Origin of the sequence: Streptomyces sp. NPDC060232, from assembly GCF_042726555.1 — a bacterium.
Taxonomy (GTDB): domain Bacteria; phylum Actinomycetota; class Actinomycetes; order Streptomycetales; family Streptomycetaceae; genus Streptomyces.
This window is the reverse complement of the sequence record NZ_JBHXAG010000001.1, coordinates 90762-116547: the sequence shown is the minus strand read 5'-3', so window position 1 is coordinate 116547 and position 25786 is coordinate 90762. Positions and strand designations below refer to the sequence as shown.

The 25786-nt window shown below is 72.7% G+C and carries 23 protein-coding genes and 2 pseudogenes; 15 read left to right on the top strand and 10 right to left on the bottom strand.

Going from position 1 to position 25786, the window contains the following annotated elements; all coding sequences use genetic code 11:
• The first annotated feature begins 101 nt into the window (after nt 1–101).
• Together ACFWFZ_RS00500 and ACFWFZ_RS00495 are read left to right on the top strand one after the other, a co-directional pair.
• Complete coding sequence (locus ACFWFZ_RS00500; RefSeq protein WP_387114405.1) at nt 102–2018, top strand: ABC transporter transmembrane domain-containing protein; 1917 nt, start codon at nt 102–104, stop codon at nt 2016–2018.
• Nucleotides 2015–3796, top strand: coding sequence for an ABC transporter ATP-binding protein (locus ACFWFZ_RS00495; RefSeq protein WP_387114402.1), 1782 nt, complete (start codon nt 2015–2017; stop codon nt 3794–3796). Before ACFWFZ_RS00500 ends, ACFWFZ_RS00495 begins: the two co-directional genes overlap by 4 nt.
• Before the next feature lie 222 nt (nt 3797–4018).
• Here ACFWFZ_RS00495 and ACFWFZ_RS00490 read toward each other — a convergent pair whose 3' ends face one another.
• Nucleotides 4019–4810 carry a metal-dependent hydrolase gene (locus tag ACFWFZ_RS00490; RefSeq protein ID WP_387114399.1) on the bottom strand — a complete coding sequence of 264 codons (792 nt, stop codon included), beginning with the start codon at nt 4808–4810 and terminating at the stop codon, nt 4019–4021.
• A 142-nt stretch (nt 4811–4952) separates the two neighbouring features.
• Between ACFWFZ_RS00490 and ACFWFZ_RS00485 the strand changes: the two genes are divergently transcribed.
• From ACFWFZ_RS00485 to ACFWFZ_RS00475, 3 genes are all read left to right on the top strand, one after another.
• The gene (locus ACFWFZ_RS00485) at nt 4953–7475 is read left to right on the top strand and encodes a DEAD/DEAH box helicase (protein ID WP_387114396.1); all 2523 of its coding nucleotides are present in this window, start codon (nt 4953–4955) and stop codon (nt 7473–7475) included.
• Between the two features lie 70 nt (nt 7476–7545).
• Nucleotides 7546–8469, top strand: a complete 924-nt coding sequence (locus ACFWFZ_RS00480) for an acyl-CoA thioesterase (protein WP_387114393.1) — start codon at nt 7546–7548, stop codon at nt 8467–8469.
• 8 nt (nt 8470–8477) lie between these two features.
• Nucleotides 8478–8879 (top strand): YchJ family protein, encoded by a 402-nt coding sequence (locus ACFWFZ_RS00475; protein WP_387114389.1) that lies wholly within the window; start codon nt 8478–8480, stop codon nt 8877–8879.
• Here ACFWFZ_RS00475 and ACFWFZ_RS00470 read toward each other — a convergent pair.
• Nucleotides 8843–9736 carry a DUF6397 family protein gene (locus ACFWFZ_RS00470; protein WP_387114386.1) on the bottom strand — a complete coding sequence of 298 codons (894 nt, stop codon included), beginning with the start codon at nt 9734–9736 and terminating at the stop codon, nt 8843–8845. The genes ACFWFZ_RS00475 and ACFWFZ_RS00470 overlap by 37 nt on opposite strands.
• A gap of 149 nt (nt 9737–9885) precedes the next feature.
• Nucleotides 9886–10284: a roadblock/LC7 domain-containing protein gene (locus tag ACFWFZ_RS00465; protein ID WP_030657457.1), complete on the bottom strand. Its 399-nt coding sequence runs from the start codon at nt 10282–10284 to the stop codon at nt 9886–9888.
• Between the two features lie 106 nt (nt 10285–10390).
• Here ACFWFZ_RS00465 and ACFWFZ_RS00460 point away from each other — a divergent pair, with 106 nt between their 5' ends.
• Nucleotides 10391–10828 carry a PPOX class F420-dependent oxidoreductase gene (locus tag ACFWFZ_RS00460; RefSeq protein ID WP_387114383.1) on the top strand — a complete coding sequence of 146 codons (438 nt, stop codon included), beginning with the start codon at nt 10391–10393 and terminating at the stop codon, nt 10826–10828.
• A 23-nt stretch (nt 10829–10851) separates the two neighbouring features.
• Here the strand turns inward: ACFWFZ_RS00460 and ACFWFZ_RS00455 are convergent, their stop codons facing one another.
• The 5 genes from ACFWFZ_RS00455 to ACFWFZ_RS00435 form a co-directional block, all read right to left on the bottom strand.
• Nucleotides 10852–11538 carry an ATP/GTP-binding protein gene (locus tag ACFWFZ_RS00455; protein WP_387114380.1) on the bottom strand — a complete coding sequence of 229 codons (687 nt, stop codon included), beginning with the start codon at nt 11536–11538 and terminating at the stop codon, nt 10852–10854.
• Nucleotides 11538–11921: a DUF742 domain-containing protein gene (locus tag ACFWFZ_RS00450; RefSeq protein ID WP_387114377.1), complete on the bottom strand. Its 384-nt coding sequence runs from the start codon at nt 11919–11921 to the stop codon at nt 11538–11540. The genes ACFWFZ_RS00455 and ACFWFZ_RS00450 overlap by 1 nt, the downstream gene beginning before the upstream one ends.
• Nucleotides 11922–11938: 17 nt before the next feature.
• Nucleotides 11939–12382 (bottom strand): roadblock/LC7 domain-containing protein, encoded by a 444-nt coding sequence (locus tag ACFWFZ_RS00445; RefSeq protein WP_387114374.1) that lies wholly within the window; start codon nt 12380–12382, stop codon nt 11939–11941.
• Nucleotides 12382–15069 carry a nitrate- and nitrite sensing domain-containing protein gene (locus tag ACFWFZ_RS00440; RefSeq protein ID WP_387114371.1) on the bottom strand — a complete coding sequence of 896 codons (2688 nt, stop codon included), beginning with the start codon at nt 15067–15069 and terminating at the stop codon, nt 12382–12384. The genes ACFWFZ_RS00445 and ACFWFZ_RS00440 overlap by 1 nt, the downstream gene beginning before the upstream one ends.
• Before the next feature lie 236 nt (nt 15070–15305).
• Nucleotides 15306–16085 (bottom strand): MHYT domain-containing protein, encoded by a 780-nt coding sequence (locus ACFWFZ_RS00435; protein WP_387116223.1) that lies wholly within the window; start codon nt 16083–16085, stop codon nt 15306–15308.
• Between the two features lie 177 nt (nt 16086–16262).
• Between ACFWFZ_RS00435 and ACFWFZ_RS00430 the strand changes: the two genes are divergently transcribed.
• A complete protein-coding gene (locus ACFWFZ_RS00430; protein WP_387114367.1) occupies nt 16263–16862 on the top strand; it encodes a class I SAM-dependent methyltransferase in 600 nt (199 codons plus the stop codon).
• 59 nt (nt 16863–16921) lie between these two features.
• Here ACFWFZ_RS00430 and ACFWFZ_RS00425 read toward each other — a convergent pair whose 3' ends face one another.
• Nucleotides 16922–17836, bottom strand: a complete 915-nt coding sequence (locus ACFWFZ_RS00425; protein ID WP_387114364.1) for an oxygenase MpaB family protein — start codon at nt 17834–17836, stop codon at nt 16922–16924.
• Nucleotides 17837–17969: 133 nt separating this feature from the next.
• On the opposite strand from ACFWFZ_RS00425, the gene ACFWFZ_RS00420 reads away from it, so the two are divergent.
• Both ACFWFZ_RS00420 and ACFWFZ_RS00415 read left to right on the top strand, forming a co-directional pair.
• Nucleotides 17970–18749 carry a hypothetical protein gene (locus ACFWFZ_RS00420; protein ID WP_387114360.1) on the top strand — a complete coding sequence of 260 codons (780 nt, stop codon included), beginning with the start codon at nt 17970–17972 and terminating at the stop codon, nt 18747–18749.
• A 367-nt stretch (nt 18750–19116) separates the two neighbouring features.
• Complete coding sequence (locus tag ACFWFZ_RS00415; protein WP_387116221.1) at nt 19117–20115, top strand: polyprenyl synthetase family protein; 999 nt, start codon at nt 19117–19119, stop codon at nt 20113–20115.
• 172 nt (nt 20116–20287) lie between these two features.
• Here ACFWFZ_RS00415 and ACFWFZ_RS00410 read toward each other — a convergent pair whose 3' ends face one another.
• Entirely contained in the window at nt 20288–20470 is a 183-nt protein-coding gene (locus tag ACFWFZ_RS00410) for a hypothetical protein (RefSeq protein ID WP_053683165.1), read from the bottom strand.
• A 132-nt stretch (nt 20471–20602) separates the two neighbouring features.
• Between ACFWFZ_RS00410 and ACFWFZ_RS00405 the strand changes: the two are divergent.
• The 6 genes and pseudogenes from ACFWFZ_RS00405 to ACFWFZ_RS00380 all read left to right on the top strand — a co-directional run.
• Nucleotides 20603–21034: pseudogene (locus tag ACFWFZ_RS00405) on the top strand (DEAD/DEAH box helicase); the annotation flags it as partial.
• 276 nt (nt 21035–21310) lie between these two features.
• Nucleotides 21311–22645, top strand: a complete 1335-nt coding sequence (locus ACFWFZ_RS00400; protein ID WP_387114357.1) for a phosphoribosyltransferase family protein — start codon at nt 21311–21313, stop codon at nt 22643–22645.
• 297 nt (nt 22646–22942) lie between these two features.
• Nucleotides 22943–23050: pseudogene (locus ACFWFZ_RS00395) on the top strand (universal stress protein); the annotation flags it as partial.
• 93 nt (nt 23051–23143) lie between these two features.
• Nucleotides 23144–23350, top strand: a complete 207-nt coding sequence (locus tag ACFWFZ_RS00390; protein ID WP_387114354.1) for a hypothetical protein — start codon at nt 23144–23146, stop codon at nt 23348–23350.
• Between the two features lie 127 nt (nt 23351–23477).
• Complete coding sequence (locus tag ACFWFZ_RS00385; protein ID WP_387114351.1) at nt 23478–24656, top strand: CapA family protein; 1179 nt, start codon at nt 23478–23480, stop codon at nt 24654–24656.
• An 84-nt stretch (nt 24657–24740) separates the two neighbouring features.
• Nucleotides 24741–25781 (top strand): YbhN family protein, encoded by a 1041-nt coding sequence (locus tag ACFWFZ_RS00380; protein WP_387114348.1) that lies wholly within the window; start codon nt 24741–24743, stop codon nt 25779–25781.
• Nucleotides 25782–25786 lie beyond the last annotated feature (5 nt).

Here is a 25786-nt window from a genome sequence, read left to right as displayed (position 1 = left end):
TCGCTCTCCCAGCCCCCGGCGGACGGAAAACCGATTGCCCGACGCCGTTACGGACGGCGAACCTTGCACGGTTTGGAACACTCGACCAGTCATGGGGCGTCATGCAGATCAGCGATCTTCCGTATCCGGATCCGGGGGTGCCCGACGCTCGGTCCGGCCCCCGTTTCCTCCTGTGGCTGGGACGTGGTCAGCTCGGCGGCCAGCTCAAGAGCCTGGGCTGGGGGATGCTGCACTTCGGCGGCGTCGCCGGACTGCCGTACGCCGTGGGCCTGGGCATCGACGCGGTCGTCGACCGCGAGCCGAACCGCCTGCTGCTCGTCGGCGGACTGCTCGTCCTGATCGGCGTCGCCATCTCCGTCGGCGACGCCATGCTCCACCGCACCGCCGTCACCAACTGGATCACTGCCGCGGCCCGCGTGCAGCAGCTCCTCGCCCGCAAGACCGCCGAGCTGGGATCCGCCCTGACCCGCCGGGTCGCCGCGGGCGAGGTCGTCGCGGTGTCCACCGGCGACGTCGAGAAGATCGGATGGTTCGTCGAAGCGGTCTCCCGCTTCCTCGCAGCCGTCTTCGCCATCGTCCTGGTCTGTGCCGGCCTGGTGTTCTACGCACCCGAGCTGGGCGTGGTCGTGGCCGTCGGCGTGCCGGTGGTCGCCCTCGCCGCGCTGCCGCTGCTGCCGCGGGCCACACGGCGCGCCGACATCCAGCGGGAGAAGGCCGGCAGGGCGACCGAGCTGGCCTCGGACACCGTCGCGGGCCTGCGCGTACTGCGCGGCATCGGCGGCGAGGAGCTGTTCCTCGGCCGGTACCGCGAGGCTTCGCAGGAGGTCCGCAAGGCCGCCGTACGCAGTGCCCGGATGTGGGCGCTGATCTCCGCGATCCAGGTGGTGCTTCCGGGCCTGCTGCTGATCACGGTCGTCTGGTACGGCGCCTCGCTGGCCCTGGACGGGCGCATCGCGGTGGGTGAACTCGTCGCGGCGTTCAGCGCGGTGGCGACGCTCCTCTACCCCCTGCGGCACTTCGAGGAGATCGCCATGGCGTACTCCTTCTCGCGTCCCTCCGCGAAGCGGGCGGCCCGGGTGCTGTCGCTGACCCGGACGGACGCGGCGGAGTGCCCCGCGCAGGCCGAGCCGGTCGGGCAACCGGCCGCGGGCGGGGACCTGTACGACCCGCGGACCGGACTGCTGGCGCCGGCCGGCCGGTTCACCGCCGTCGTCTGCGGGGACCCGGACCTGGCGGGCCGGCTGGCGGAGCGCCTCGGCGGCCATGCCGTGGAGGAGCAGAGCGACGGGGACAGGGGCGGCGCCGAAGGCGAAGGCGGAAGCGAAGGCGGCGGCGGAGGCGGAGGAGGCGGAGGCGACCGGGACATGAAGGACGGCCCTTCGGTGCTCCTGGGCGGGGTCGCCCTGGACGACCTCGACCTGGACACCGCCCGCAGGCTGGTCCTCGTACAGGACAAGGATCCGGTGCTGCTGTCGGGGACGCTGCGGGAGCTGCTCGACGTACCGGCCTCCGGGGCGGTCGATTCGGGCGCAGCTCTGGCGGCCGCGCAGTGCGCGGACGTACTGGACGCACTGCTGCAGTCGGCGCCGGACGGGGTCGACGACCCGATGGACGCCCGGATCACCGAGCGCGGCCGGTCCCTGTCCGGCGGCCAGCGCCAGCGTCTCGCACTGGCCCGGTCCCTGGTCACCGACCCGGAGGTGCTCGTGCTCGACGAGCCGACCTCGGCGGTCGACTCGCACACCGAGGCACGGATCGCGGACGGGATCGCGGCCCTGCGCGGCGGACGGACCACGGTCGTACTGGCGTCCTCGCCCCTGCTGCTGGACCGCGCGGACCGGGTCGTGCTGATCGACGGCGGCACGGTGGCGGCGGTCGGCACCCACCGCGAGCTGCTGCACCGCGAGCCGCTCTACCGGGCGGTGGTCACCCGCGAGACGGACGAGGAGCAGCGGCTCGCCGGGCTCGGACTGACAGAGCTGGAAGAAGCACTCACAGAGATCGAGGAATCCGCATGATCGGCGTGGCGCCGCCGGAATACGATCCGGCTGCCCCAGAAACGGCCGCGACCCTGCCCGTCGGCACGCAGGCGACCGTACGGGGCTATGTGCGCGACCTGTTCCGGCGCCACCGGCGGCCCTTCCTGGTGCTGGTGGGCGTCAACGCGGTCGCGGTGATCGCCTCCATGGTCGGCCCGTACCTGCTGGGCCGGGTCGTGGACGATCTCGCGGCGGGGGCGCGCGAGCTGCATCTGGAGCGCATGGCACTGCTGTTCGCGCTGGCGCTCGCCGTGCAGACCTTCTTCGTGCGGCTGGTACGGCTGCGCGGGGCGATGCTGGGCGAGGAGATGCTCGCCGATCTGCGCGAGGACTTCCTGGTGCGGTCGGTGGGGCTGCCGCCGGGCGTGCTGGAGCGGGCCGGTACCGGTGACCTGCTGTCGCGGATCACCACCGACATCGACCGGCTGGCCAACGCAATGCGTGAGGCGGTGCCGCAGCTGGCCATCGGCGTGGTGTGGGCGGGGCTGCTGTTCGGGGCCCTGGCCGTGACCGCGCCGCCGCTGGCGCTGGCCGCGCTCGTCGCGCTGCCGGTGCTGGTGATCGGCTGCCGCTGGTACTTCCGGCGGGCGCCTTCGGCGTACCGGTCGGAGGCGGCGGGCTACGCCGCGGTGTCGGCCGTGCTCACCGAGACGGTGGACGCGGGCCGCACGGTCGAGGCGCACCGCCTGGGGCCGGAGCGGATCGCCCGGTCGGAGCGGCGGATCAAGGAGTGGACGGCGTGGGAGCGGTACACGCTGTTCCTGCGGACCGTCCTCTTCCCCGTCGTCAACGTCACCTTCGTGACGATCCTCGGCTCGGTGCTGCTGATCGGCGGCTACTGCGTGCTGCAGGGCTGGATGTCGGTGGGTCAGCTGACCACGGGCGCGCTGCTGGCGCAGATGCTGGTCGATCCGATCGGCCTGATCCTGCGCTGGTACGACGAGCTGCAGATCGCCCAGGTGTCGCTGGGCCGCCTGGTGGGTGTGCGGGAGATCGAACCGGACGCGGGGGACGCGAAGGTGGCGCCCGACGGCCGGGACGTTCGGGCCCAGGAGGTCCGCTTCGGCTACCGGGAAGGCGTGGACGTCCTGCACCAGGTGTCGATGGCGGTGCCGTCGGGCACCCGGATGGCGCTCGTCGGTCCTTCGGGCGCGGGCAAGTCCACCCTCGGGCGGCTGCTCGCGGGCATCTACGAGCCCCGTGCCGGCGAGGTCACCCTGGGCGGGGCCCGGCTGTCGCGGATGCCGGCGGAACGGGTGCGTGAGCACGTGGCCCTGGTCAACCAGGAGCACCACGTGTTCGTGGGGTCGCTGCGCGACAACCTCCGTCTGGCACGGACGGGTGCCGAGGACGCCGAGCTGTGGGCGGCGCTGGGCGCGGTGGACGCGGACGGCTGGGCACGGGCGCTGGAGGACGGCCTGGACACCGAGGTCGGCTCCGGCGGTACGGCGCTCACCCCGGCGCAGGCTCAGCAGGTGGCGCTGGCCCGGCTGGTGCTGGCGGATCCGCACACGCTGGTGCTGGACGAGGCCACCTCGCTGCTGGACCCGCGGGCCGCACGGCATCTGGAACGCTCACTGGCCCGGGTGCTGGACGGCCGTACGGTCATCGCGATCGCCCACCGGCTCCACACGGCCCACGACGCGGATGTGATCGCGGTGGTCGAGGGCGGCCGGATCAGCGAACTCGGCTCGCACGACGAGCTGGTCGCGGCGGACGGGGCGTACGCGGCCCTGTGGCGGTCCTGGCACGGCTGAGCCGACGTCGCAGGGCCGTCAGCTGGTCCAGGCACGTCGTACGGCCTCGATCATCGGGTCACGGAGCAGTGCTTCGGCCAGGTGCTCGGGGCCGACGACGTCGTCGCCCACAGGCCGTAGTCGGTGCACAGGTTCCACGAGCGGGCCTCGGGCCACAGGTTCGACGGGCCGAAGCCCACGTCCCGGGGCGTCGCACACGGCGTGGGCGTCGGTCGCGGAACCCTAGATGAAGCCGAGCGCTGAGGCGCCGCCGAAGCCGCCCAGCAGGATGAAGACCGGCATCAGGACCTTCAGCTCCACCCAGCTGCCGGCGCGGAAGCGCATCGGCTTCGGCGGGCCGATCGGGTACCAGCGCTTGCCGGCGATCGGCAGGGGCCACAGGACCGGGCAGCCGGAGACCGTCAGGGCGTCGCCGATGTCGTGGACCAGGGCGCCGAGCACGATGGGCAGACCGAGCCAGAGGTACTCCTGTCCGGGCCCGGTGAACAGCCAGTTCGCACCGTTTCCGGGCTGGTCCAGCACCCCGGCCATGATCCACGCGCTGGTCGCGCCGAGCAGCCAGACCAGGACGTCGCTGGACATGCGGGCGGCTCGCCACAGGAGGCCCTCGACCGCGAGCACCAGGTGCACGAAGAGCAGCGCGAGCACACCCCAGCGGTCGGCGGTGACGGCGAGCGCGGAGGCGCCACCGCCGATCAGGACGGCCCAGAGCCAGGTGTGCGTCAGGGTGCGGTGGCCGCCGGAGCGGCGGGCGTCCTTCGTGGAGCGGGTGGCCTTGTAGACGGCGTAGGAGATCTTGTCGACCACCTCGCACAGGCCCTTGGACAGCGGGCCGAAGGCGCGGGAGATCGTCGCCGACTTGTGGTCGAGGTCCGGGGCGAGGGCGGCGCCGGCGCAGATCAGCGCGCCGACGACGAGGACCGGCCAGGGCATGGGATGGCCGGCGGCCGTAGTGGCCGCTCCCACCCCCAGCCAGGCCGCCGCCCCGGACAGTGAGTGCGCCGGACCCATCATTGTCGTTCCCCGCCCCGCTGATGTGTATCGGGCCCTGTTGACCGGTTCGTTCGGGCCGCATCGACGGCACAGCGTACAGTCGGTGATCTTCGTTGCGTCCTCCGGTTCCCGGATCCGGGGGGAAGCCAGGCAAGATGGGGGCGTGACCCTCATTGATCAGCTCCCGCCGACCGCCGACCCCGACGCCCTCTTCGAGGCTTTCTCCTCGTGGGCGGAGGACCAGGGCATCACCCTGTACCCGGCACAGGAGGAGGCGCTGATCGAGGTCGTCTCCGGGGCGAACGTGATCCTGTCCACCCCGACCGGCTCCGGCAAGAGCCTGGTCGCGGCGGGTGCGCACTTCACTGCCCTGGCCCAGGACAAGGTGACCTTCTACACCGCCCCGATCAAGGCGCTGGTGTCGGAGAAGTTCTTCGACCTGTGCAAGCTCTTCGGCACCGAGAACGTCGGCATGCTGACCGGCGACGCCTCGGTGAACGCGGACGCGCCGGTGATCTGCTGCACCGCCGAGGTGCTGGCCTCCATCGCGCTGCGTGACGGCAGGCACGCCGACATCGGCCAGGTCGTGATGGACGAGTTCCACTTCTATGCCGAGCCGGATCGCGGCTGGGCCTGGCAGATCCCGCTGCTGGAGCTGCCGCAGGCGCAGTTCGTCCTGATGTCGGCGACGCTCGGCGACGTGAAGCGTTTCGAGGACGACCTCACCCGGCGCACCGGCCGGCCCACCTCGGTGGTCCGCTCCGCGACCCGGCCCGTACCGCTGTCGTACGAGTACGTGACCACGCCGATCACCGACACGATCACCGAGCTGCTGGAGACCCGGCAGGCCCCCGTCTACATCGTGCACTTCACGCAGGCCCAGGCGGTCGAGCGGGCGCAGTCGCTGATGAGCATCAACATGTGCACCCGCGAGGAGAAGGACAAGATCCAGGAGCTGATCGGCAACTTCCGCTTCACCACCAAGTTCGGCCAGAACCTCTCGCGCTACGTGCGGCACGGCATCGGCGTCCACCACGCCGGCATGCTGCCCAAGTACCGGCGCCTGGTGGAGAAGCTCGCGCAGGCCGGTCTGCTGAAGGTCATCTGCGGCACGGACACGCTCGGGGTCGGCGTCAACGTCCCCATCCGCACCGTGCTCTTCACCGCGCTCACCAAGTACGACGGCAACCGGGTCCGCACGCTGCGCGCCCGGGAGTTCCACCAGATCGCCGGCCGGGCCGGCCGGGCCGGCTTCGACACGGCGGGCTTCGTGGTCGCCCAGGCGCCCGAGCACGTCATCGAGAACGAGAAGGCGCTGGCGAAGGCGGGCGACGATCCGAAGAAGCGCCGCAAGGTGGTCCGCAAGAAGGCGCCCGAGGGCTTCGTCGCCTGGTCGGACACCACCTTCGAGAAGCTCATCGCCGCCGACCCGGAGCCGCTGACCTCGCGCTTCAAGGTCACCAACATCATGCTGCTGTCGGTGATCGCCCGGCCGGGCGACGCCTTCCAGGCGATGCGCCACCTCCTGGAGGACAACCACGAGCCGCGCAAGGCCCAGCTGCGGCACATCCGGCGGGCCATCGCGATCTACCGCTCGCTGCTGGACGGCGGCGTGGTGGAGAAGCTCGACACCCCGGACGCGGACGGCCGCACCATCCGGCTCACCGTCGACCTCCAGCAGGACTTCGCGCTCAACCAGCCGCTGTCCACCTTCGCGCTGGCCTCCTTCGACCTGCTGGACCCGGAGTCCCCCTCCTACGCGCTGGACATGGTTTCGGTCGTGGAGTCCACGCTGGACGACCCGCGCCAGATCCTGGCCGCCCAGCAGAACAAGGAGCGCGGCATCCAGGTCGGCCAGATGAAGGCCGACGGGATCGAGTACGAGGAGCGGATGGAGCGGCTCCAGGACGTCACCTATCCCAAGCCGCTGGAAGAGCTCCTCTCCCACGCGTACGACGTCTACGCCAAGAGCCACCCATGGGTGCGCGACCACCCCGTCTCCCCGAAGTCGATCATCCGCGACATGTACGAACGCGCGATGACCTTCACCGAGTTCACCTCCTTCTACGAGCTGGCCCGCACCGAGGGCATCGTGCTGCGCTACCTCGCCGGCGCGTTCAAGGCGCTGGACCACACCATCCCCGACGACCTCAAGTCCGAGGACCTCGAGGACCTGATCGCCTGGCTCGGCGAGCTGGTCCGCCAGGTCGACTCGAGCCTGCTGGACGAATGGGAGCAGCTGGCGAACCCGGAGGTGGAGACGGCGGAGCAGGCCCAGGAGAAGGCCGACCAGGTCAAGCCGGTCACCGCGAACGCGCGCGCTTTCCGCGTCCTGGTCCGCAACGCCATGTTCCGCCGGGTGGAGCTGGCCGCCCTCGACAACGTCGACGCGCTGGGCGAGCTGGACGCCGAGTCGGGCTGGGACGCCGACGCCTGGGGCGAGGCCATGGACGCGTACTGGGACGAGTACGACGACCTGGGCACCGGCCCGGACGCCCGCGGCCCGAAGCTGCTGCAGATCGAGGAGGACCCGGCGCACGGTCTGTGGCGCGTCCGCCAGACCTTCGCCGACCCGGGCGGCGACCATGGCTGGGGCATCAGCGCCGAGGTCGACCTGGCGGCCTCGGACGAGGAGGGCCGGGCCGTCGTCCGGGTCACCTCGGTCGGCGAGCTCGGCGCCCTGTGACCTGAACCGGAACGCCGCCGGACCGCCCGGACCGCCCGGACCGCCTGGACCCGACAGTGGAGATCCTCTGATGACGAATCCCGCCGAGAGACTGGTCGATCTGCTCGACCTGGAGCAGATCGAGGTCAACATCTTCCGCGGCGCCAGCCCGCAGGAGTCCCTCCAGCGCGTCTTCGGAGGCCAGGTGGCCGGCCAGGCGCTGGTGGCCGCGGGCCGCACCGTCGAGAGCGACCGCCCGGTCCACTCGCTGCACGCGTACTTCCTGCGCCCCGGCCTCCCCGGGGTGCCGATCGTGTACCAGGTGGAGCGGGTGCGCGACGGGCGGTCCTTCACCACGCGCCGGGTCACCGCGGTCCAGCAGGGCAAGACGATCTTCAATCTCACCGCCTCCTTCCATCATCCGGAGGACGGCAGCATCGAGCACCAGCTGCCTCCTCACCACGTCCCCCACCCCGACACGCTCCCCAAGGTCGCGGACGAGATCCGCGAGCACCTGGGGGCTCTGCCGGAGGCGCTGGAGCGGATGGCCCGCCGCCAGCCCTTCGACATCCGCTACGTGAACCGGCTCCGCTGGACCCCTGAAGAGCTCAAGGGCGCCGATCCGCGCAGCGCGGTGTGGATGCGCGCCGTCGGCCCGCTGGGCGACGACCCGCTCGTCCACACCTGCGCCCTCACCTACGCCAGTGACATGACCCTCCTCGACGCCGTGCGCATCCCGGTGGAACCCCTGTGGGGCATGCGCGGTTTCGACATGGCCTCGCTCGACCACGCCATGTGGTTCCACCGGCCGTTCCGGGCGGACGAGTGGTTCCTCTACGACCAGGAGTCACCCATCGCCCACGGCGGCCGGGGCCTGGCCCGGGGCCGGATCTACGACCTGGAGGGCAGGCTGCTGGTCTCCGTGGTCCAGGAGGGCCTCTTCCGCCCGTACCCCGCCGAGCCGAGCCGCCCGGACCAGCCCGGCCGGCCGTCCGACACCGCACCGGAGAACTGAGCAGCCCCATGCCCACGCCTGCCCTGCCCTGCCCCTGCGGACTGCCCGCCGCCTACCCGGAGTGCTGCGGCCGCTTCCACTCCGGTGACGGCCGGGCGCCGACCGCCGAACTGCTGATGCGCTCCCGCTTCAGCGCTTTCGCCGTCGGCGACACCGCCTACCTGCTGCGCTCCTGGCACCCCTCGACGCGCCCGGCCCGCCTGGACCTGGACCCCGGGCAGCGCTGGGAGCGGCTGGAGATCCTCGCCACGGAGCGCGGCGGGATGTTCGAGACGGAGGGCTCGGTGGAGTTCCGCGCGCACTACCGCGAGGGCCGGCACACAGGCTCGCTGCACGAGCACAGTGCCTTCTCCCGTGAGGGCGGCGCCTGGGTCTACGTCGGCCCCCTCTCCCCCGTCGACTTCGACTGAGCCCGCGCCCCGGTCAGGGCGAACTCCAGGCTGGTGCGGTACCAGTGGACCTCGTCCGGCGGCCCGGCCCGCAGCAGCCCCTCCGCCACCGCCGCGGCGGCGGGGACCTGCGGGTGCCCGTACGGCGGGGGCGGGGCGAGCGCGGCCAGGACGATCCGTTCCGCCGGATCGGGCACGGCTCCGCGCAGCTCGTCCTCGGGGAGCACGCCGGCCAGTACGGCCGCGCGCGCCCATGGATCGGCGGTCCGTCTCAGGAGTAGCCCCACATGCCGCCCGCGCCATGTACGCGGCCGCAGGTCCCCCTTGGCCGCCAGCAGTTCCCGGTCCTCCGTGGGCGCCGTCCCGCGCAGCATCATCGGCTCCCGACGGGCGAACTCCCGTAACTCCGCGGCGAGATAGAGCCACACGACGGCGCGGTAGCGATTGATGCGGTACCCGACCGGGGTGAGGTGCCCACAGCGCGCGAGCCGGGTGAACCTGCTCGGGCCGACCCCCAGCACCTCGGCCGCCGCCTGGGCTCCGGCCACCGTCTCGACCTGGCGGCGCAGCGCGTCCGGCGGCCCGGCGACCGCGCCGCGCACCCTCGCCAGCTCCGCCCGCGCGAAGCGCGCGGCCCCGCCGGCCGTCGGCGGCCCGGCCCGTACGATCCCCAACTGGACGGCCCTGGCCAACTCACCGCGACTCAAGCCCAGTTCTCCGGCGGCCAGTGCGCTGCCGACCAGTGCGCTGCCGACCAGTGCGCTGCCGACCAGTGCGCTGCCGACCAGTGCCTGCACGGCGCCGCCGGCTCGGACGGCCGCCACCTCCTCCTCACGCACGGCCATGTCCCCCGGCGGCGCGGTCACCATCTGCGTCATCACGGTCCTCCCCCACGAGCGATGATTACTCTGTGTGAAGACCGTAACTCGCTGCGACGACATCCCGCGAGGGCTGTGGACAACTCCGCCCCGCCCGACCACCCGACCTCTGCCACCCGGCCCCCGCCGGGCACTGCGCCGCCGGGTGTTCAGCCGCCGGTGATGCGCCGCTCCGCGACGCCCAGGTGCTCGCCCACCCGGTTGACCAGCAGCGTCATCTCGTAGGCGACCTGCCCGATGTCCGCCTCGGCCGCGCTCAGCACGCACAGGGAGCTGCCCGCACCCGCCGCCATGACGAAGAGGGCTCCGTCGTCGTATTCGACCATCGTCTGCCGGACCTCTCCGGCCCTGAAGTGACGCCCGGACCCCTTCGCCAGACTCTGCAGCCCGGCCGCCACGGCCGCCAGATGTTCGGCGTCCTCCCTCGGCAGCCCCGCGCTCGCCCCCGTCACGAGCCCGTCATTGGACAGCACCACCGCATGCCGCACTTGCGGGACCCTGCGTGTCAGGTCGTCCAGCAGCCAGTCCAGTTGCTTGTCCAGTGCCATTCCAAGCCCCTCCCCGTCGACGCCGCCCGCTCGGCCGCGCCCCACCCCGCGTACTCGTGCCGCAAGCCTTCCCCACCAGCGCCTTTCCGGCAAGGAGGATGTGCCCATGGCGAAGAAGATGACTCAAGAGGAATGGCGGGCCTTCGTCTCCCATTCCACCCGCACCGGAAAGCTCTCCACCGTCCGCGAGGACGGGAGTCCGCACGTCGCTCCCATCTGGTTCGTACTCGACGGGGACTCCTTCGTCTTCAACACCGGTAAGGACACGGTCAAGGGGCGCAATCTGGCCAGGGACGGCCGCGTCGCGCTCTGCGTGGACGACGACCGGCCGCCGTTCTCCTACGTCGTCCTCCAGGGCCGCGCCGAGATCAGCGGATACGCCGACGACGCGGACGAGCTGCTCGCCTGGGCGACCCGCATCGCCGCCCGCTACATGGGCGAGGAGGCGGCCGAGGCCTTCGGCCGCCGCAATGCCGTCCCGAGCGAGCTCCTGGTCCGCGTCCCGATCGAGAAGGTGATCTCCGTCGCCGGGGTGTCCGACTGACCCGCCCGCGCGGCCTGGCCGGCTCACACGGAACCGGCCTGCGGCCCCACCGAGTCCAGCAGCCGGGCGGTGTGCACCCGCCCGGCGTACTCGACCAGCCTGATCAGCACTTCCTTGCCGGAGTCCTTGTCCCGTGCGTCGCACAGCACCACCGGAGTCCCCTGTTCCAGGTCCAGGGCGCGCGACACGTCGTGCGCTCCGTAACGCCGTGCCTCGGTGAAGCAGTTGACGGCGACCACGAAGGGGATGCGCCGGTGCTCGAAGTAGTCGACCGCCGGGAAGCAGTCCTCCAGCCGCCGCGTGTCGGCGAGCACCACCGCGCCGAGCGCTCCCTGTGCCAGCTCGTCCCACAGGAACCAGAACCGGTCCTGCCCGGGGGTGCCGAACAGGTAGAGGGACAGCCCGGAGCGGATGGTGATCCGCCCGAAGTCCATGGCCACGGTCGTGGTCGTCTTCTGGTCCACGCCCCCCGTGTCGTCGACCAGTTCGCCCGCCTCGCTCAGCTGCTCCTCGGTGCGCAGCGGCCGGATCTCGCTCACCGCACCCACCAGAGTGGTCTTGCCCACCCCGAATCCGCCCGCCACCAGGATCTTCAGTGCGAGCGCGGCCAGTTCGCCGTCCTCATCCCCCGTTTCCGGGTCCGGTTCCGTTTCCGGTGCTGCTCCGGCCGGTCCGGAGGTCCCGGAGGCTCGGTTGTCGTGGTGTCCCATCACAGCGCTCGCAATCCCTCGATGACTTCACGCAGAATCCGCTCGTCCGGCAGTCGGGCGGGCGGTACCGGGCGGCTGACCTTGACGTGCCCGCCCTCCAGCAGGTCCCCGAGGAGCACCCGTACGACTCCCACGGGCAGGTCGGCGTCGGCGGCGAGCTCCGCCACCGACTGGGTGTCGGACCGGCACAGACCCAGCAGTGCCCGGTGTTCGGGGCCGAGCAGCGACTCGGCCGCCTCGTCCGCGCCGCCCTGCGGATCCACCGCGACCAGGGCGATCAGGTCGAAGCGGACCCCGTGCGGTCCCGGCTTGGTACGTCCCCCGGTCATGGCGTACGGGCGGACGAGCGGGCCCGCCTCGGCGTCGTACCACTGGCCGTTCATGTGCCGGACCGCCGCCCTCAGCCGGCGGCCGGCGGCCGCGCCGCGAACCGCGGCGGGGTGTAGAGGTGCTCGCCGACCCGCTTGACCAGCCGGGCCATCTCGTAGGCGATCAGCCCGATGTCGGCGCTCGCGGCGCTGAGCACGGCCAGGCAGGAGCCGTCCCCGGCCGCCGCGACGAAGAGGAACCCCTCGTCCATCTCGACCATCGTCTGGCGTACGCCCCCGGCGCGGAAGTGCCGGCCCGCGCCCTTGGCCAGGCTGTGGAAACCGGAGGCCACCGCCGCCAGGTGCTCGGCGTCCTCCCGGCTGAGCGCGTTGGAGGCGCCGACTGCCAGGCCGTCGTTGGAGAGGACCACGGCGTGCCGGACATCGACGACCCGGTGCACCAGGTCGTCCAGGAGCCAGTCGAGTTCGCCCGACCTGCGGATGCCGTCGTGGCCGATCCTCTGGTGCTCGATCATCACACTTCTCCTTCGCTGCCTGCGTGGTGGGAGCTGTCCTCGGCGCCGCGGGCCCATCCGGCGCGGTAGGCCGCCATCCGGTCCCGGGCCTGCTCCGGGCTGCGTCCCGGCGGGTCCTCGGGCGCCCGGATGCCGGCGGGCCCCTGGGGCGTGGGGGCCTCCCGCAGCTGCGGGACGAGGCTGGCCTGGCGCACCCGCCGCGGCAGTTCCGTCACGGAGGCCTCGGGGGGTGCGGCGGGCTCCGTACGGGTGCCCCCGCCACCGGCGGTGCGCCGCCGGAGCGGGGCAGCCGGTGCCGGGCGCGGCTCCTCGGCGGGGGCCGGGTCCGGGCCCCTGGCGGGGATGCCGCGCGCGTCCTTGCGTACCGCGGCCGGGCCGCGCACGTCCTTGCGTACGGCGGCCGGGCCGCGCGCCCCGTCCCGTACGACGGTCACGGCGGGCGGCTGCTGCGCTGTTCCCGCCGCTTCCCTGGCCGGCACGGGAGCCCGGGCCGGGGCACGGCCGGCGTCGGCCGACTGCTCCTCCCGGCGCCCGGGGCCCCGGTCCGCGTCGGCAGGGTCCGCGGCAGCGGCCGGGTCCCGGTGCGGGTCGGGGACCGGCTCCCCGACGGTGATGGCGCCCTGGAGCATGGAATGGGGCAGCAGCACCACGGCGGTGGTGCCGCCGTAGGGCGAGGTGCGCAGGTGCACCTTCACGCCGTGGCGGGCCGAGAGGCGGCTGACCACGAAGAGGCCGAGCCGGTCACTGTCGAAGAGGTCGAGGTCCTCGGACTGCTCGATGCGCCGGTTGGCGTCGCCCAGGGCTTCGCGGCCCATGCCCAGTCCGCGGTCCTCGACCTCCAGGACGTAGCCGGTGCCCACCGGTTCACCGCTGACCCGCACCTTGGTGTGGGGTGGGGAGAACTGGGCCGCGTTCTCGATGAGTTCGGCGAGGAGGTGGGTGAGGTCCGCGACGGCTCCGCCGACCACCGCGGCCTCGGCGAGCCGGCGGACCTCGACGCGCGGGTAGTCCTCGATCTCCGAGACGGCGGCGCGGACGACGTTGGTGAGGGGGACCGGCATCCGCCAGGCGCGGCCGGGGGCCGCGCCCGAGAGGATGATCAGGCTCTCCGCGTGCCGGCGCATCCGGGTGGTGAGGTGGTCGAGGCGGAAGAGGTCGCCGAGCTCGTTCGGGTCGTCGGCGCGCCGCTCCATCGAGTCGAGCAGGGTGAGCTGTTTGTGCACGAGGACCTGGCTTCGGCGCGCGAGGTTGACGAAGACGCCGGAGACCCCGCTGGCGAGCTCCGCCCGCTCGACGGCGGCGCTGAGCGCGGCCCGGTGCACCGTGCCCAGCGCCTCGCCGACCTGGGTGATCTCGTCGTCGGCGGGCGCGCCGGCCGGGGTCTCGGCGGCGACGTCGATCTCCTCGCCCGCGCGCAGCCGCTCCATCGCGTCGGGGAGTTTGCGATGGGCGATCTCCAGGGCGGTGTTGCGCAGCGAGACCAGTTCGACGACGAGGACGCGGCCGATCCGGACGGAGATGACCAGGGAGGCTGCGACGGCCGCCAGGCCCAGCAGTACGGCGGCTCCGGCGGGGCTGAAGGCCCCTTCGGCGACGGGGTCGGCCCGGTGCGCGGCCGCGGTGTGCGCGGCCTGTTCGATCTCCCGCATCGAGGCGCTGATGCCGCTGTGCGCGGCCTCCCATCCTGCGGGCGCGCCACGGCCGTCACGGGAGGTGCCGGCGGCCAGGGCCCGGTCCTCGGCGCCGGTGAGGTCGGCGTAGGAGGCGCTCTTGGCCACGGACTGCCAGGCGTCCTGCTGGGCGGCCGGCAGGTCGCGGGCCGCGGTCTCGGTGAGCGCGCGCCGGGACTCGATGGCGCCGGTCAGCTGCCGGAGCGTCTCTGCGCTGCGCTGGCCAGGCAGGGCGAGTAGGGCGTCCTCGCGGGACAGGAGTTCCGCGGCGCGGGCGAAGTCGAGCAGGACCCGTGCGTCGGGGCCGAGTTCGGGGTGCTCGGCCCCGGACAGGGAGCCGTTCACGGCGAACGCGGCGTCGACGACCCGGGTGTAGATCGCGAAGGCGGCCTCGGGGGTGGCGCGGCGGTCGGTGATGTCCTTGCGGGCCGAGCCCAGTGCTTCGGCGGCGACGACGAACGCGTCCAGTCGGATCACGGTGTCCGAGCGGTAGTCCCCGGAGTCGGCGACGGTGTGCCGGTCGCCGAGCCGCAGGCTGCGGACGGCGCTGTCGGTGCGGCGGGCCTGCTGGTCCAGGGCGCCGGGGTCGGTGGCGGGGTCGGCCAGGAGTCGGACGGCCGCGCGCCGTTCGGCCTGGAGCTCGGTGACAGCGGCTGCGACGGGGGCGCGTATCTCGGAGTCGACCTGCTGGACACGGGCCAGCCGGGCTATGTCCTGGGCGGTGTTGACGGTGGCGAAGGCCCAGAGGGCGAGAAGCGAGACGACCGGGACCATCAGCAGGGAGACGATCTTCGCGCGGACGGTGGCGGGGCGCAGCCGCAGTCGCAGCCGGGGACCGTCCTCGCGCGGTGCGGCGGAGCGGGGCGGGCGGGTGTCGTCCACCTGCCGCGGCTGCTGCCGTACCCGGTCCTCCGCCGGTTCCTCGGCCGGTGGCCCGGCATGGGCCCGGCGGCCGCGTGCCGGCGGCGCGGGCAGCCTCGGCGCCGCTGCTTCCGGTCTTCTGCGGGGTGTTCGCATGGGCTCCTCGTTCCGGGCGGTGCCTACCGGTGCGGTCGGCCGACGGTCGGACGGACGGTCGATGGGGCGGACGGTCGATGGGGCGGACGGTGGACGGACGGTCGATGGGGCGGACGGTGGACGGACGGTCGATGGGTAGGACGGTCCATCAGTCGGACGGTCCACCGTCAGGCGGTCCATCGGACGGACGGGCGGGCGCACGCGCGCGGCGCGTGATCGCGAGGACGGCGGCGCCGTCAGTGCGCGGCCGCGGTGCGCTCCCCCAGGTGCCGGGCGGAGGCGGAGGCGGCGCGTTCGTCGGCCGTCGGGGAGAGCGCGACGAAGGCGGCGGTGATGAACAGGTAGGAGCCCAGTCCGACGGCGAGCGGGAAGATGAACTGCATCGCGGTGGCCCCGGGCAGGGCCGCGTCCGAGGGGCTGACGCTGACGGCGACGGCCGTCATCCCCGTGTAGTGCATGCTGCTGACGGCGGCGCCCATGACGAGGGAGGCGGCGGCCACGGCCAGGGGAGACCTGATGTTGAGGGCGGCCCAGAGGGCGGCGGTGGCGGCGACCACGGCGATGACGACGGAGAGGCCGACGACGAGCGGGTCGTAGGAGACCTGACCGTGCAGGCGCAGGGCCGCCATGCCCAGGTAGTGCATGCTCGCGACGCCGGTTCCGGTGGTGAGCCCGCCCAGCACGAGGGCACGGCCGCGCGCCTTGCCGTAGCCGACCGCGAAGACTCCGGCGCCGACGACCAGCATGGCGACGAGCAGGCTCAGGATGGTGAGGGGCACGTTGTAGTGGATCTCCGTCCCGGTGACCTCGAAGCCGAGCATCGCGACGAAGTGCATGGTCCAGATGCCGGTTCCGATGGCGGAGGCCGCGGTGAGGAGCCAGTTGCGGCGGACGGCTCCGGTCGCGGCGAGCGCGCGGACGGTGCAGCGCAGCCCGAGGGCGGCGCCGATCGATGCCATCACATATGACAGCACGGGTGTCAGCCAGCCGTATGCGGCGTGGTCCAGATGTCCCAGGTGTCCCATGGCCACCGGACGCTAGTCCGGGTGAGGGCGCGAACAGGGGGCGCATTTCGAAAGCAGCTGTAAGTGCTGGAATATGACAGAGCTACGTTCACCTTCGATCACCCCGCGCGCCACCTTGCGCACGGTCCGCGGACACCCGACGGCGCGGCGGTGGGGGAGCATGGACCCATGAGCGAAGACCACACGCACGTGCAGGAGTTCTTCGGGGCGCGGGCCGACGGCTGGGACCGCAAGTTCCCGGAGGACGGGGCCGCCTTCGCCACCGCCGTGGCGGAGTTCGGACTGCGGCCCGGGGACCGCGTGCTCGACGCGGGCTGCGGCACCGGACGGGCCCTGGCCGCGCTGCGGGCCGCGGTCGGACCCGCGGGCACCGTGCTCGGCGTGGACCTCACCCCGCAGATGCTGGCCGCCGCACAACGGGCCGGGCGCGCCTCCGAGGGCATGCTGCTGCTCGCCGACGTGGCCCGGCTGCCGCTGCGCGACGAGGCACTGGACGCGGTGTTCGCGGCCGGGCTCATCGCGCACCTGCCCGATCCGGCGGCGAACCTGCGCGAACTGGCGCGGGTGGTCCGCCCCGGTGGCCGGCTCGCGCTCTTCCACCCGATCGGGCGGGCGGCGCTCGCCGCGCGCCACGGCCGCGAGCTGACCCCGCAGGACATGCGGGCCGAGCACAACCTCGGCCCGCTCCTGTCCGCCTCGGGCTGGGACATGACCTCGTACGCCGACGAGGACCACCGATTCCTGGTGCTGGCGGCACGCCGGCCCTGACCCCCGCGCACACGTTCTTACGTCGCCGCCGTACCCGGTGACCGCGGAGGTGGCCGGGATCAGGCCGGAGGCTGGGCCTCGGCTCCGGCGGGCCGGCGTGGATGCGGTACGGGGCAGCCGCCCGAGCCGGGCACGGGGAAGGTGCCGAGCTCGCCCACGTCGTAGCCGCGGGGGTAGCCCTTGATCTCCGGGTTCTGGCGGGCGTAGTGCGGGGCCCGGCGCGGAGGCAGCAGGCGGACCGCGCGGCCCCGAAGCCGCAGGGCGCCCTGCACCAGCTTCCGGAGGCCGGCGTTGGGGGCCTCGTACCGGAAGGCGTCGATCAGCGAGTCGTCGAGGAGGGCGAGTCCCCCGCGGCGCACGGCGGGCGCGAGCGGCGCCGGGTACCAGGAGGCCATCAGGTCGAGGGTGGAGTCCGCGACCTTGCGGCCGCCTTCGTCCCAGCCGAAGTGGGCCGCCTCGTAGGCGTCGAGGGTGGCTTCGAACTCCTCATAGGAGCCCGGGATGTCCGTGATGCCCAGGTGTCGACCGAGAGCGGTGTAGTAGTTGGCACTCGCCCGGCGCTCGTGGTGGGTCATCGGGCGCCAGCCGTAGGCGTCCAGCCAGCGTGACGGAATCACCACGAACGTGCACAGTACGTAGCGCATGTCGTCGTTGGAGATGTCGTAACTGCGGTGCATCTGGTTGACGCGGCGGATCGCCGTGCGCGCGGTGTCGCTGTCGAAGCCGTGCTCGACGACCGCGTCAAGGAGCAGCGCGGTGTCGTCGTAGCGCTTCTGGGTGCGCTCGGTGAACTCGGCGGTATCGGCCAGCAGGCCGCCGATGCTGGGGACGGCGTACGTCCGGAACAGCGCGAGCTCCAGGGCGCGGGCGAAGTCCCAGGGGAACTCGTAGGTGGCGGTGAGCCGGTAGATGGCGAGGAAGTCCTCGTCGGGATCGAGCCGGAGGATCTCCTTCAGCCGGTCGTAACGCTGCACCGGGTGTCCCTTCTGTGGCGGGCCCCCAACTCTACGTGCAGGTAGCAGCCTTGGAAATCATGGCCCGCAAGCTCTCGACGCGCGGGTTACCGAGTAGTTAAGGTGCGCCGACGAGAGAGCAGCTGGAGGCCAGGTGTCAGACGACGAGGGTGGCGGCTCGCTGTACGTGCTGACCGCCGTACTCCTGACCCCCGCGCAGTTCCCCAGCTTCCTGGGCGACGACTTCCCCGAGGCCTGCGCCCTGCTGGGCGTGACGCCCAGGAGGGAGGGGTACGGGCTGGTGCTCGGCCAGGACGAGGAGGGCGCCCGCTGGACGGTCGTCGTCGACGACGTCTCGCTCGTGGCCGCCGCCATCGCCTCGTGGGACTGCGGGATGGAATACGACCTGTCGCCCGACGAGCGGACCATCGTGGTCTCGCTGGCGGGCTGGCCGGTGGACCTGTCGGTGGCCGCACCGGGGATCCCGGAGCCGCACGACCCGGAGCAGGGCGCGGACGGTACGGGGCGGGTGCCGCTGGCGCCGCCCTCGGCGGAGGCGTGGGGCCCGGTGCAGCGACGGCTGGGCGCGGACCAGATCGCGCGGGAGTGGGCCGACTGGCGCGAGCGCGTGGCCACGGACGGCGGGGCCGCGGCCGCGGCGCATCCCGGACTCGCGCGTGCGCTGGAGGAGGCGCTGGAGTACACGCGGACCGCGCCGCCGCCCGGCCGGGTGCGGTCCTCCTTCGCCGGCGAGGGGGCCCGGACCCTGCGCGTGGACGGTCCCGGCTGGTCGTTGGTGGCCCGCACCGGCGAGGCGGCCTTCGTCCTGCTGGACGAGGAGCCGGGCGAGGTGCTCACGGTTCCCGGGGAGGGCGATCCCGACCTGCCGGAGCTGCTGGCGGCGCTCGACCGCGTCGCGGTCCGCCCGGCGTGACCCCCGGTGTGCCGGGTGGTGACGGCGGACGGACCGGACGTCCGCGCGGAAGGGACTCGACGCCGTCGACGGCACACCGGTCCTCGGGCTGAGGCCCTGCACCGTCGAATTCGGGCCACCCGGGGAGCTCAGGCAGCCGGAGTCGACGACGGCCCGAATGGTTGACCATTATTGATCGCCCCGATGACTGAAAATACCTATTACCGTCGGTAGTTGAACGCTGAAACCATAGGGATTCGGACACGGCGACTGAAAATCGCTCTGGATCCCCCTCCTCCGGAATGATCGAATCGGCCAGTCACGCGGCTCGAAGGGTGCGCACCTCACCCCCACGCTCATTCCACGATGGAGGCCACTCTTGAATTCCATGTCGTACCTGGACCTGCACCGCGAGGTCGCACAGGACATCGATGCGGAGATCGAAACCGCACTGGGCCGGCTCGGCCCGATCGCGGCGACCACCAGGAACTCCGTGGCCAAGCTCTTGGAGCAGCGCAAACTGAGACATCCCCTGTCGGTGCTTCCGCTGCTCGTACACGCCATCGAGACGGGCAATCCGGGCCCGGCCGTGCCGCTGTCGGCGGTGCACCTGCTGTGGTGGACCTCGGCCTGCTATCTCGACGACCTGGCCGACGCCGACGGCGCGTCGATCTCCGGCGAGCTCACCGAGGACGAAGCACTGCTCGCCGCCGTCGTCACCGGAAACGCGCTGCCCATTCAGATCATCCTGGCGCAAGATCTCCCGGAGGCGGCGCACGGCGCCCTGATAACCGAGATCCTGAACGGCTGGATCATCGGCGTCGACGGCCAGATAGACGACATGCGCGGGGACATCCGCAGCGCCTCCCGGAAATCGGTGGTGGAGACGTACCGCGGGAAATCCGGCGCCCCCTTCGGCATGATCACGGCAATGGCCGCCATATTCTCGGGCACCACGGACGAAAAGGTCGAGCTGTGGCGTGAATTCGGCTACGTCTTCGGAATCCTGTGGCAGATCTTCAACGACCAGGAAGACATCCTTTCCGGCCGCGACGAAGACCTGGTCAACGGCACGGTGACGTACCTGCTCGCCTCCGTCCTGGAGGACGCGTCACCCCTTTTCCGGGAACACATCCAGGGGCTGTGCGCCGCCGCGAGCCGGTCACATCAGGCCAGGACGGAACTCGCGGCCATCCTGCGGACGCCCCTCGCCCTCGACCGCTACCGCGCGGAGATCGACGCGTTCCGCGCCGAGGCCTACCGGATCCTGGACGAACTGGGCGGCGACGAGAGCTACCAGCCGGTGCTCCGCAACCTCGTGGACCACGCCTCCCAGATGCTGCTCAAAGCCGAACTTCCTCCGGTCGTCGTGAGCGGCGCAGCCTGATCCGGCCACCGAGGGCGCACCGGAGGCATCCACACCCGCACCCGGCGCCCGCCCCGCATCCGGCTACCCCGCTCCCCGTTCCGCGGCCATGCCTGCCGGGCTCCGCACACCTGCCGGAGCCCGGCCACGTCCAGGAGCGGGCCTCACCCGGCTCCGCGCACCGCCGCCGCGGTCAGCGGCCTATCTGCTTCCGGGACAGGCCCCGCAGCCGACGCCGCTGGGAGGAGTCCAGCAGGAGGTAGGCCGCAGCCGGCACCCCGATGAGGACCAGCAGGCCCGCCCAGAAGCCCACCGCCCAGAACAACACGATGGCTGCCACGACTCCGGCAACCGCGACCTTTCCGCTCCTGGACATCTGCGGACACCTCCTTGTGCCGTCGACCGTTACCCCCTCAACGCGCCGTCACGACCGCGCGTTCCCGGAACTCGCGCGGAAGTCGGGAGCAAGTAGGGGCTGCGAGGCCCGGCGCCCCGCCCTCCAGGTCCCGCCGAGGGCGGTTCGGTGCTGGTGTTCACGCAGTACGTGACGATGGCCCGGCTCATCGAGCGGCACCTGTCGGCCAGGGGGATCGCCACGCAACTCCTGCACGGCGGCACCGCGGTCGCGCGCCGTGAGAAGCTCGTCGACCGCTTCCAGGCCGGCGAGGTCCCCTGCTTCCTGCTGTCCCTCAAGGCGGCCGGCACCGGCCTGAACCTCACCCGCGCCGGCCACGTCATCCACTTCGACCGCTGGTGGAACCCGGCCGTCGAGGAACAGGCCACCGACCGCGCCTACCGGATCGGCCAGACCAGCCCGTCCAGGTCCACCGGATCATCGCCGAAGGCACCGTCGAGGACCATCGCACACCTCCTGGAACGCAAACGGGTACTGGCCGACGCGGTGCCCGCGGGCGGCGAGGCGCTCCCGCAGGGGCGCTGATGGCCGTACCACCGCGAGGCGGGGCGGTGGATCCCGTCGGGCCCGCCGGCCCCGGACCCGGCATCGGCCCTGGAGGTCCTGCGACCCGGCGGACCGAGACGGCGAACGCCCAGCACGCCGCTCCTGCGGCGCGCGGACCGGACGGTCCGGGCCGGTGTCAACGGGTACGGAGCCGAGGCGGTGAGCGGCGGTCCTTCGCCGGAGTGACGATGGAGATACGCAGGCAGGGCGTGGGCCCCGCCGCAGGCCCTGCTTCCGGGGTGAGGAGGTCGCATCGTGTTCTTCGTGGATCGGCGAGATGCCGGCCGCAGGCTGGCCAGCCGGCTGAAGCAGCTCAGGGGTTCCGACATCGTGGTGCTGGGGCTGCCGCGCGGAGGGGTTCCGGTCGCCGAGGAGGTCGCCCGCGTGCTGGGCGCCCCCTTGGACGTCTGCCTGGTACGGAAGCTGGGCGTGCCGTTCCAGCCGGAGGTGGCCATGGGGGCGATCGGTGAGGGAGGCGTCCGTCTGTTCAACGACGAGGTGGTCCGCGCCGCGGGCGTCACCCCGGACGAGCTGGCCGCAGTGGAGGCGCGTGAGAGGAAGGTGCTCGAGAGCCGCGCACTCCGATACCGGGGCGGGCGGGAGCCGGTCCGGCTCGACGGCCGGACGGCGCTGGTGGTCGACGACGGCGTGGCGACGGGGGCGACGGCGCGGGCGGCCTGCCGGATCGCCCGGGCCCGCGGCGCCGCGCGGGTCGTCCTGGCGGTGCCCGTGGCGCCGCGGGACTGTGCCGCGCGGCTGGGTTCGGATGCCGACGAGTTGGTGTGCCTGCACACTCCGTACGACTTCTACGCGGTCGGGCAGTCCTACGCCGACTTCTCCCAGGTGGACGACGATGAGGTGGTCGCCTGCCTGGAGGCGGCCTCCAGCGGTCCGGTCAGCACCCGCCGGACGCCACCGGGCCCGGCATGGCCGGAGGACCGGGAAGCGGATGTGCGGGCGGGCCCGCTGATGCTGCGGGGCCGGCTGACGGTGCCCGAGAGCGCGATCGGGGTCGTGCTGTTCGCCCACGGCAGTGGCAGCAGCCGGCACAGTCCGCGCAATCAGTACGTCGCGGCGGGCCTGAACCGGGCGGGGCTGGGCACCTTGCTGTTCGACCTGCTCACCGAGGAGGAGGAGACCGACAGGGCCAATGTCTTCGATACGGGTCTGCTCGCCCGGCGGCTCGCGGACGCCACCGCCTGGCTGCGCGAACAGCCCGAAGCCCAGGGGCTGGCCTTCGGATACTTCGGCGCCAGCACGGGCGCAGCCGCCGCACTGTGGGCTGCAGCCGAGCCGGACGCACGGATCGCGGCGGTCGTCTCCCGCGGCGGGAGGCCCGATCTGGCCGGGCCACGGCTGCCCTCGGTCACGGCGCCCACGCTGCTGATCGTCGGCGGTGACGACCGGCTCGTGCTCGACCTCAACCGCCAGGCACAGGCCAGGCTGCGCTGCGAGAGTGAACTCGCGGTCGTCCCCGGAGCCACGCACCTCTTCGAGGAGCCCGGAACCCTGGACGAGGTCACCGACCTCGCCCGCCGCTGGTTCGCCGACCACATGGCACCCGCCGCTCGCCCGACGCCCCGGTTCTGACCGCACGGGGTCGGCTCGGGACACCCGCCCCCGCACCGCCCCGTTCGGCCCCTCACCTCGGGGCGACGGACGGCGCAGGGCCGACCCCGGCGGCGACCCGTGCGCCATCGGCCCACACGATCGGACACGCTTGCCTGCGAGGCGGCCGGTCGCGTGGCGGCCCACATGCGCGCCAGGACGATCCGGGGTACTCCTCGGAGATGAGGACGCGGCGTGCTTGTGCTGTCAGGTGTCGGCGTCCGCAGGGCCATCACGGCGTCGTACGACACGGAGGCAGTCGCCATGGAGCCAGTCGTCTTGGAGCCAGTCGTCACAGCCGGCCTCGACGGCTCACCCGAGAGCAAGGCTGCCGCTCGACGGGCCGCCGACGAAGCAGAACCCCGCAAGGTCGCGCTCCGCCTGCTGTGCCCGCGCACGCCCGGTCCGCCCGTCTGAACACCCCCGCCGCCGGAGCGTCCCGCGCCGGCCCTCCTCACCCTGTCAGGAAGGTGACCCGTCATGCCCGAGACCGTCGTCCCCGACGAGCACGAGAGGCTGCGCATCCTCGAAGCCCAGGTGCAGGTCCTCGCCCAGGCCGTCAGAGCACTGGCCGAAGGGCTGGAGGACATCCCCTCTCAGGACCCCGAGCGGGACAAGCAGGCGGCTCGCGGTGCCCGGCTGGCGCACGAGCTGCTCCTGTCCCAGGGACTGGGAGCCGGCGGATGACGGGCACCGCCGGATGACCGGTCCGACGGTGTCCGCGCTCCGGTGAGGACGTCGTAGCAGCACGTCGCGCGCGAGCGGGGCCCCGCGCCGGTGTCCGACCGGCCCGGTTCGCGCCTACGGTGGAGGTGTGGATGCGAGCGGTAGCCGGGGGTCGGACCGCGAGGTCACCGTCTGCCTCGCCGGCGACGTGATGCTCGGCCGGGGCGTCGACCAGATCCTGCCGCACCCCGGCGACCCGCGGCTCGCCGAGCCCTGGGTCACTGACGCACGGTCGTACGTCGACATGGCCGCGGCCGCGCACGGACCGGTACCGCGGCCCGCCGGTTACGCCAGGCCGTGGGGGGACCTGCTTGAGGAGCTTCAGGCGGCCCGGCCGGACGCCTGGCTTCTGAACCTGGAGACCAGTGTGACGCGCGCGGACGCCTTCGCCCCTGACAAGAGCGTCCACTACCGCATGAATCCGGCGAACCTGCCGTGCCTGGCCGCCGCCCGGCCCGACGTGTGCGTCCTCGCCAACAACCACGTCCTCGACTTCGGCCGGGACGGGCTGGCCGAGACCCTCGAAGCCCTCGACGCCGCCGGGCTGGCCACCGCCGGCGCGGGCCGTGACGCCGCCGAGGCATGGCGGCCGGCCGAGGTCGCGCTACGGCCTCCTCCGTCTCCTCCGGGAGCCACCTCAGGCCCTGGGCCTCGGCTACTGGTCTTCTCGGTGGGACTGCCCTCCAGCGGCATCCCCCTCGACTGGGCGGCCACCCCGGAACGCAGCGGCGTCGCCCTCGTGTCCGCACCCTCGCCGGCTGCCGCGGCCGAACTGGTCGCCCGCACGGAGGCCGTCCGCCGGACCGGTGACCTGGTGGCCGTCTCGATCCACTGGGGTTCCAACTGGGGCTACCGGATCCCGCCCGCGCACATCCGCTTCGCCCACGACCTCGTCGACGGCGGCGCGGACCTCGTCCACGGCCACTCCTCACACCACCCCCGCCCCTTGGAGGTCTACCGCGGCCGGCTGATCCTCTACGGCTGCGGAGACCTGGTCAACGACTACGAAGGGATCACCGGCCACGAGCAGTACCGCGACGACCTCCGCCTCCTCTACACCGCCCGCCTCGACGCGGCCACGGGCGCACTCAGAGAACTTCGCCTGACCCCCTTCCAGGCCCGCCGCCTCACCCTCCGTCGAGCCCCCCTCCGCGACGCCCACTGGCTGCGCGACTGTCTCAGCCGGCAAGGCGCCCCCTTCTCCGCGGCGCTCACCGTCGGCAGCGACGCGGCGCTCACCCTTGCCCGGGGGAGCCAGGAGGTGTGAAGCGCGGCGCGGCGTCCCGCGCGATCCGGAACCGGTGCCGCTGCGGCGCCCGGAACACGTCGGCAGCGTCGAAGGTGACGGTAGATGCCACAGGCACGAGACAGGAGCGGCGGCCTCCTCCGGGGCGCCGGACCGGGCTGGCTCTGGTGGCTGTTCTCCGGGATCCTCGTGGCGGCGGCTGTCCTGTTCGCACTCTCACGACGGGCCGAGATCGCAGAGGCCTACCACCTGGTCACCGCGGTCCGGCTGGCTCGCCTGCCCCTCCCCCTGGCGTGTGAGGTGCTGTCGGTCGTGTGTTTCGCCGCGGTGCCGCGTTGGCTGCTGCGCGCGGGCGGCGTCCCGATGGGCCTGGGCAGGATGACGTGCACCACCGTCGCCGGCAACGCCATGGCCGGCCTGCTGCCGGGTGGGGCTGCGTTCTCCGCCGCTTGGCTGCTGCACAGCCTGTCCCGTCGCGGCGCGGGCCAGGTGCTCGCCGCGGCCGTCCTGGTCGCGTCCGGGATCGCCTCGGCTTCGAGCCTGATCCTGCTGCTCACCCTGAGCACCCTCGTCGCCGGCCCGTCGGGACCGGGTGCCGCCGTCCGGCCGGTGTTCCTCTACGTGATCCTGCCGGCCTTCGCCGCAGCGGCGGTGCTCCTCGGGCTGAGCCGCCTCTCCGGCGTGCGCCGCCTCCTGCGGCGCCTTCGGACCCGTTCGGTCGGACGGTCCACGCGGCTCAGGCAGGTGGACGCCGATCTGACCGACCTCGTCGGCCAGGCGCGCAGGATCCAGCCCCGCCCCCTTCCATGGCTTTGGCCACTCGTGTTCGCCCTTCTCAACTGGGTGTTCGACCTGGGGTGCCTGACCGCGTGCATCTGGTCCCTCGGCTTCGCAGTCCCCTGGCACGGGCTGCTTCTCGCGTACGCGCTCACGCAGATCGCCAGCAGCCTCCGTCTCACGCCGGGCAGCCTGGGGATCGCCGAGGCGACGCTGTCGGCACTGCTCATCGCCTATGGCATGCCTCCCGGACAGGCCATCGCCGCGACGTTCCTCTACCGCATCATCGGCTTCTGGATACTCCAGCCCGTCGGCTGGACGTGCTGGGCCGCCCTCACCCTTGAGGAAGCACACGCGCAACGACAGTGATCCGC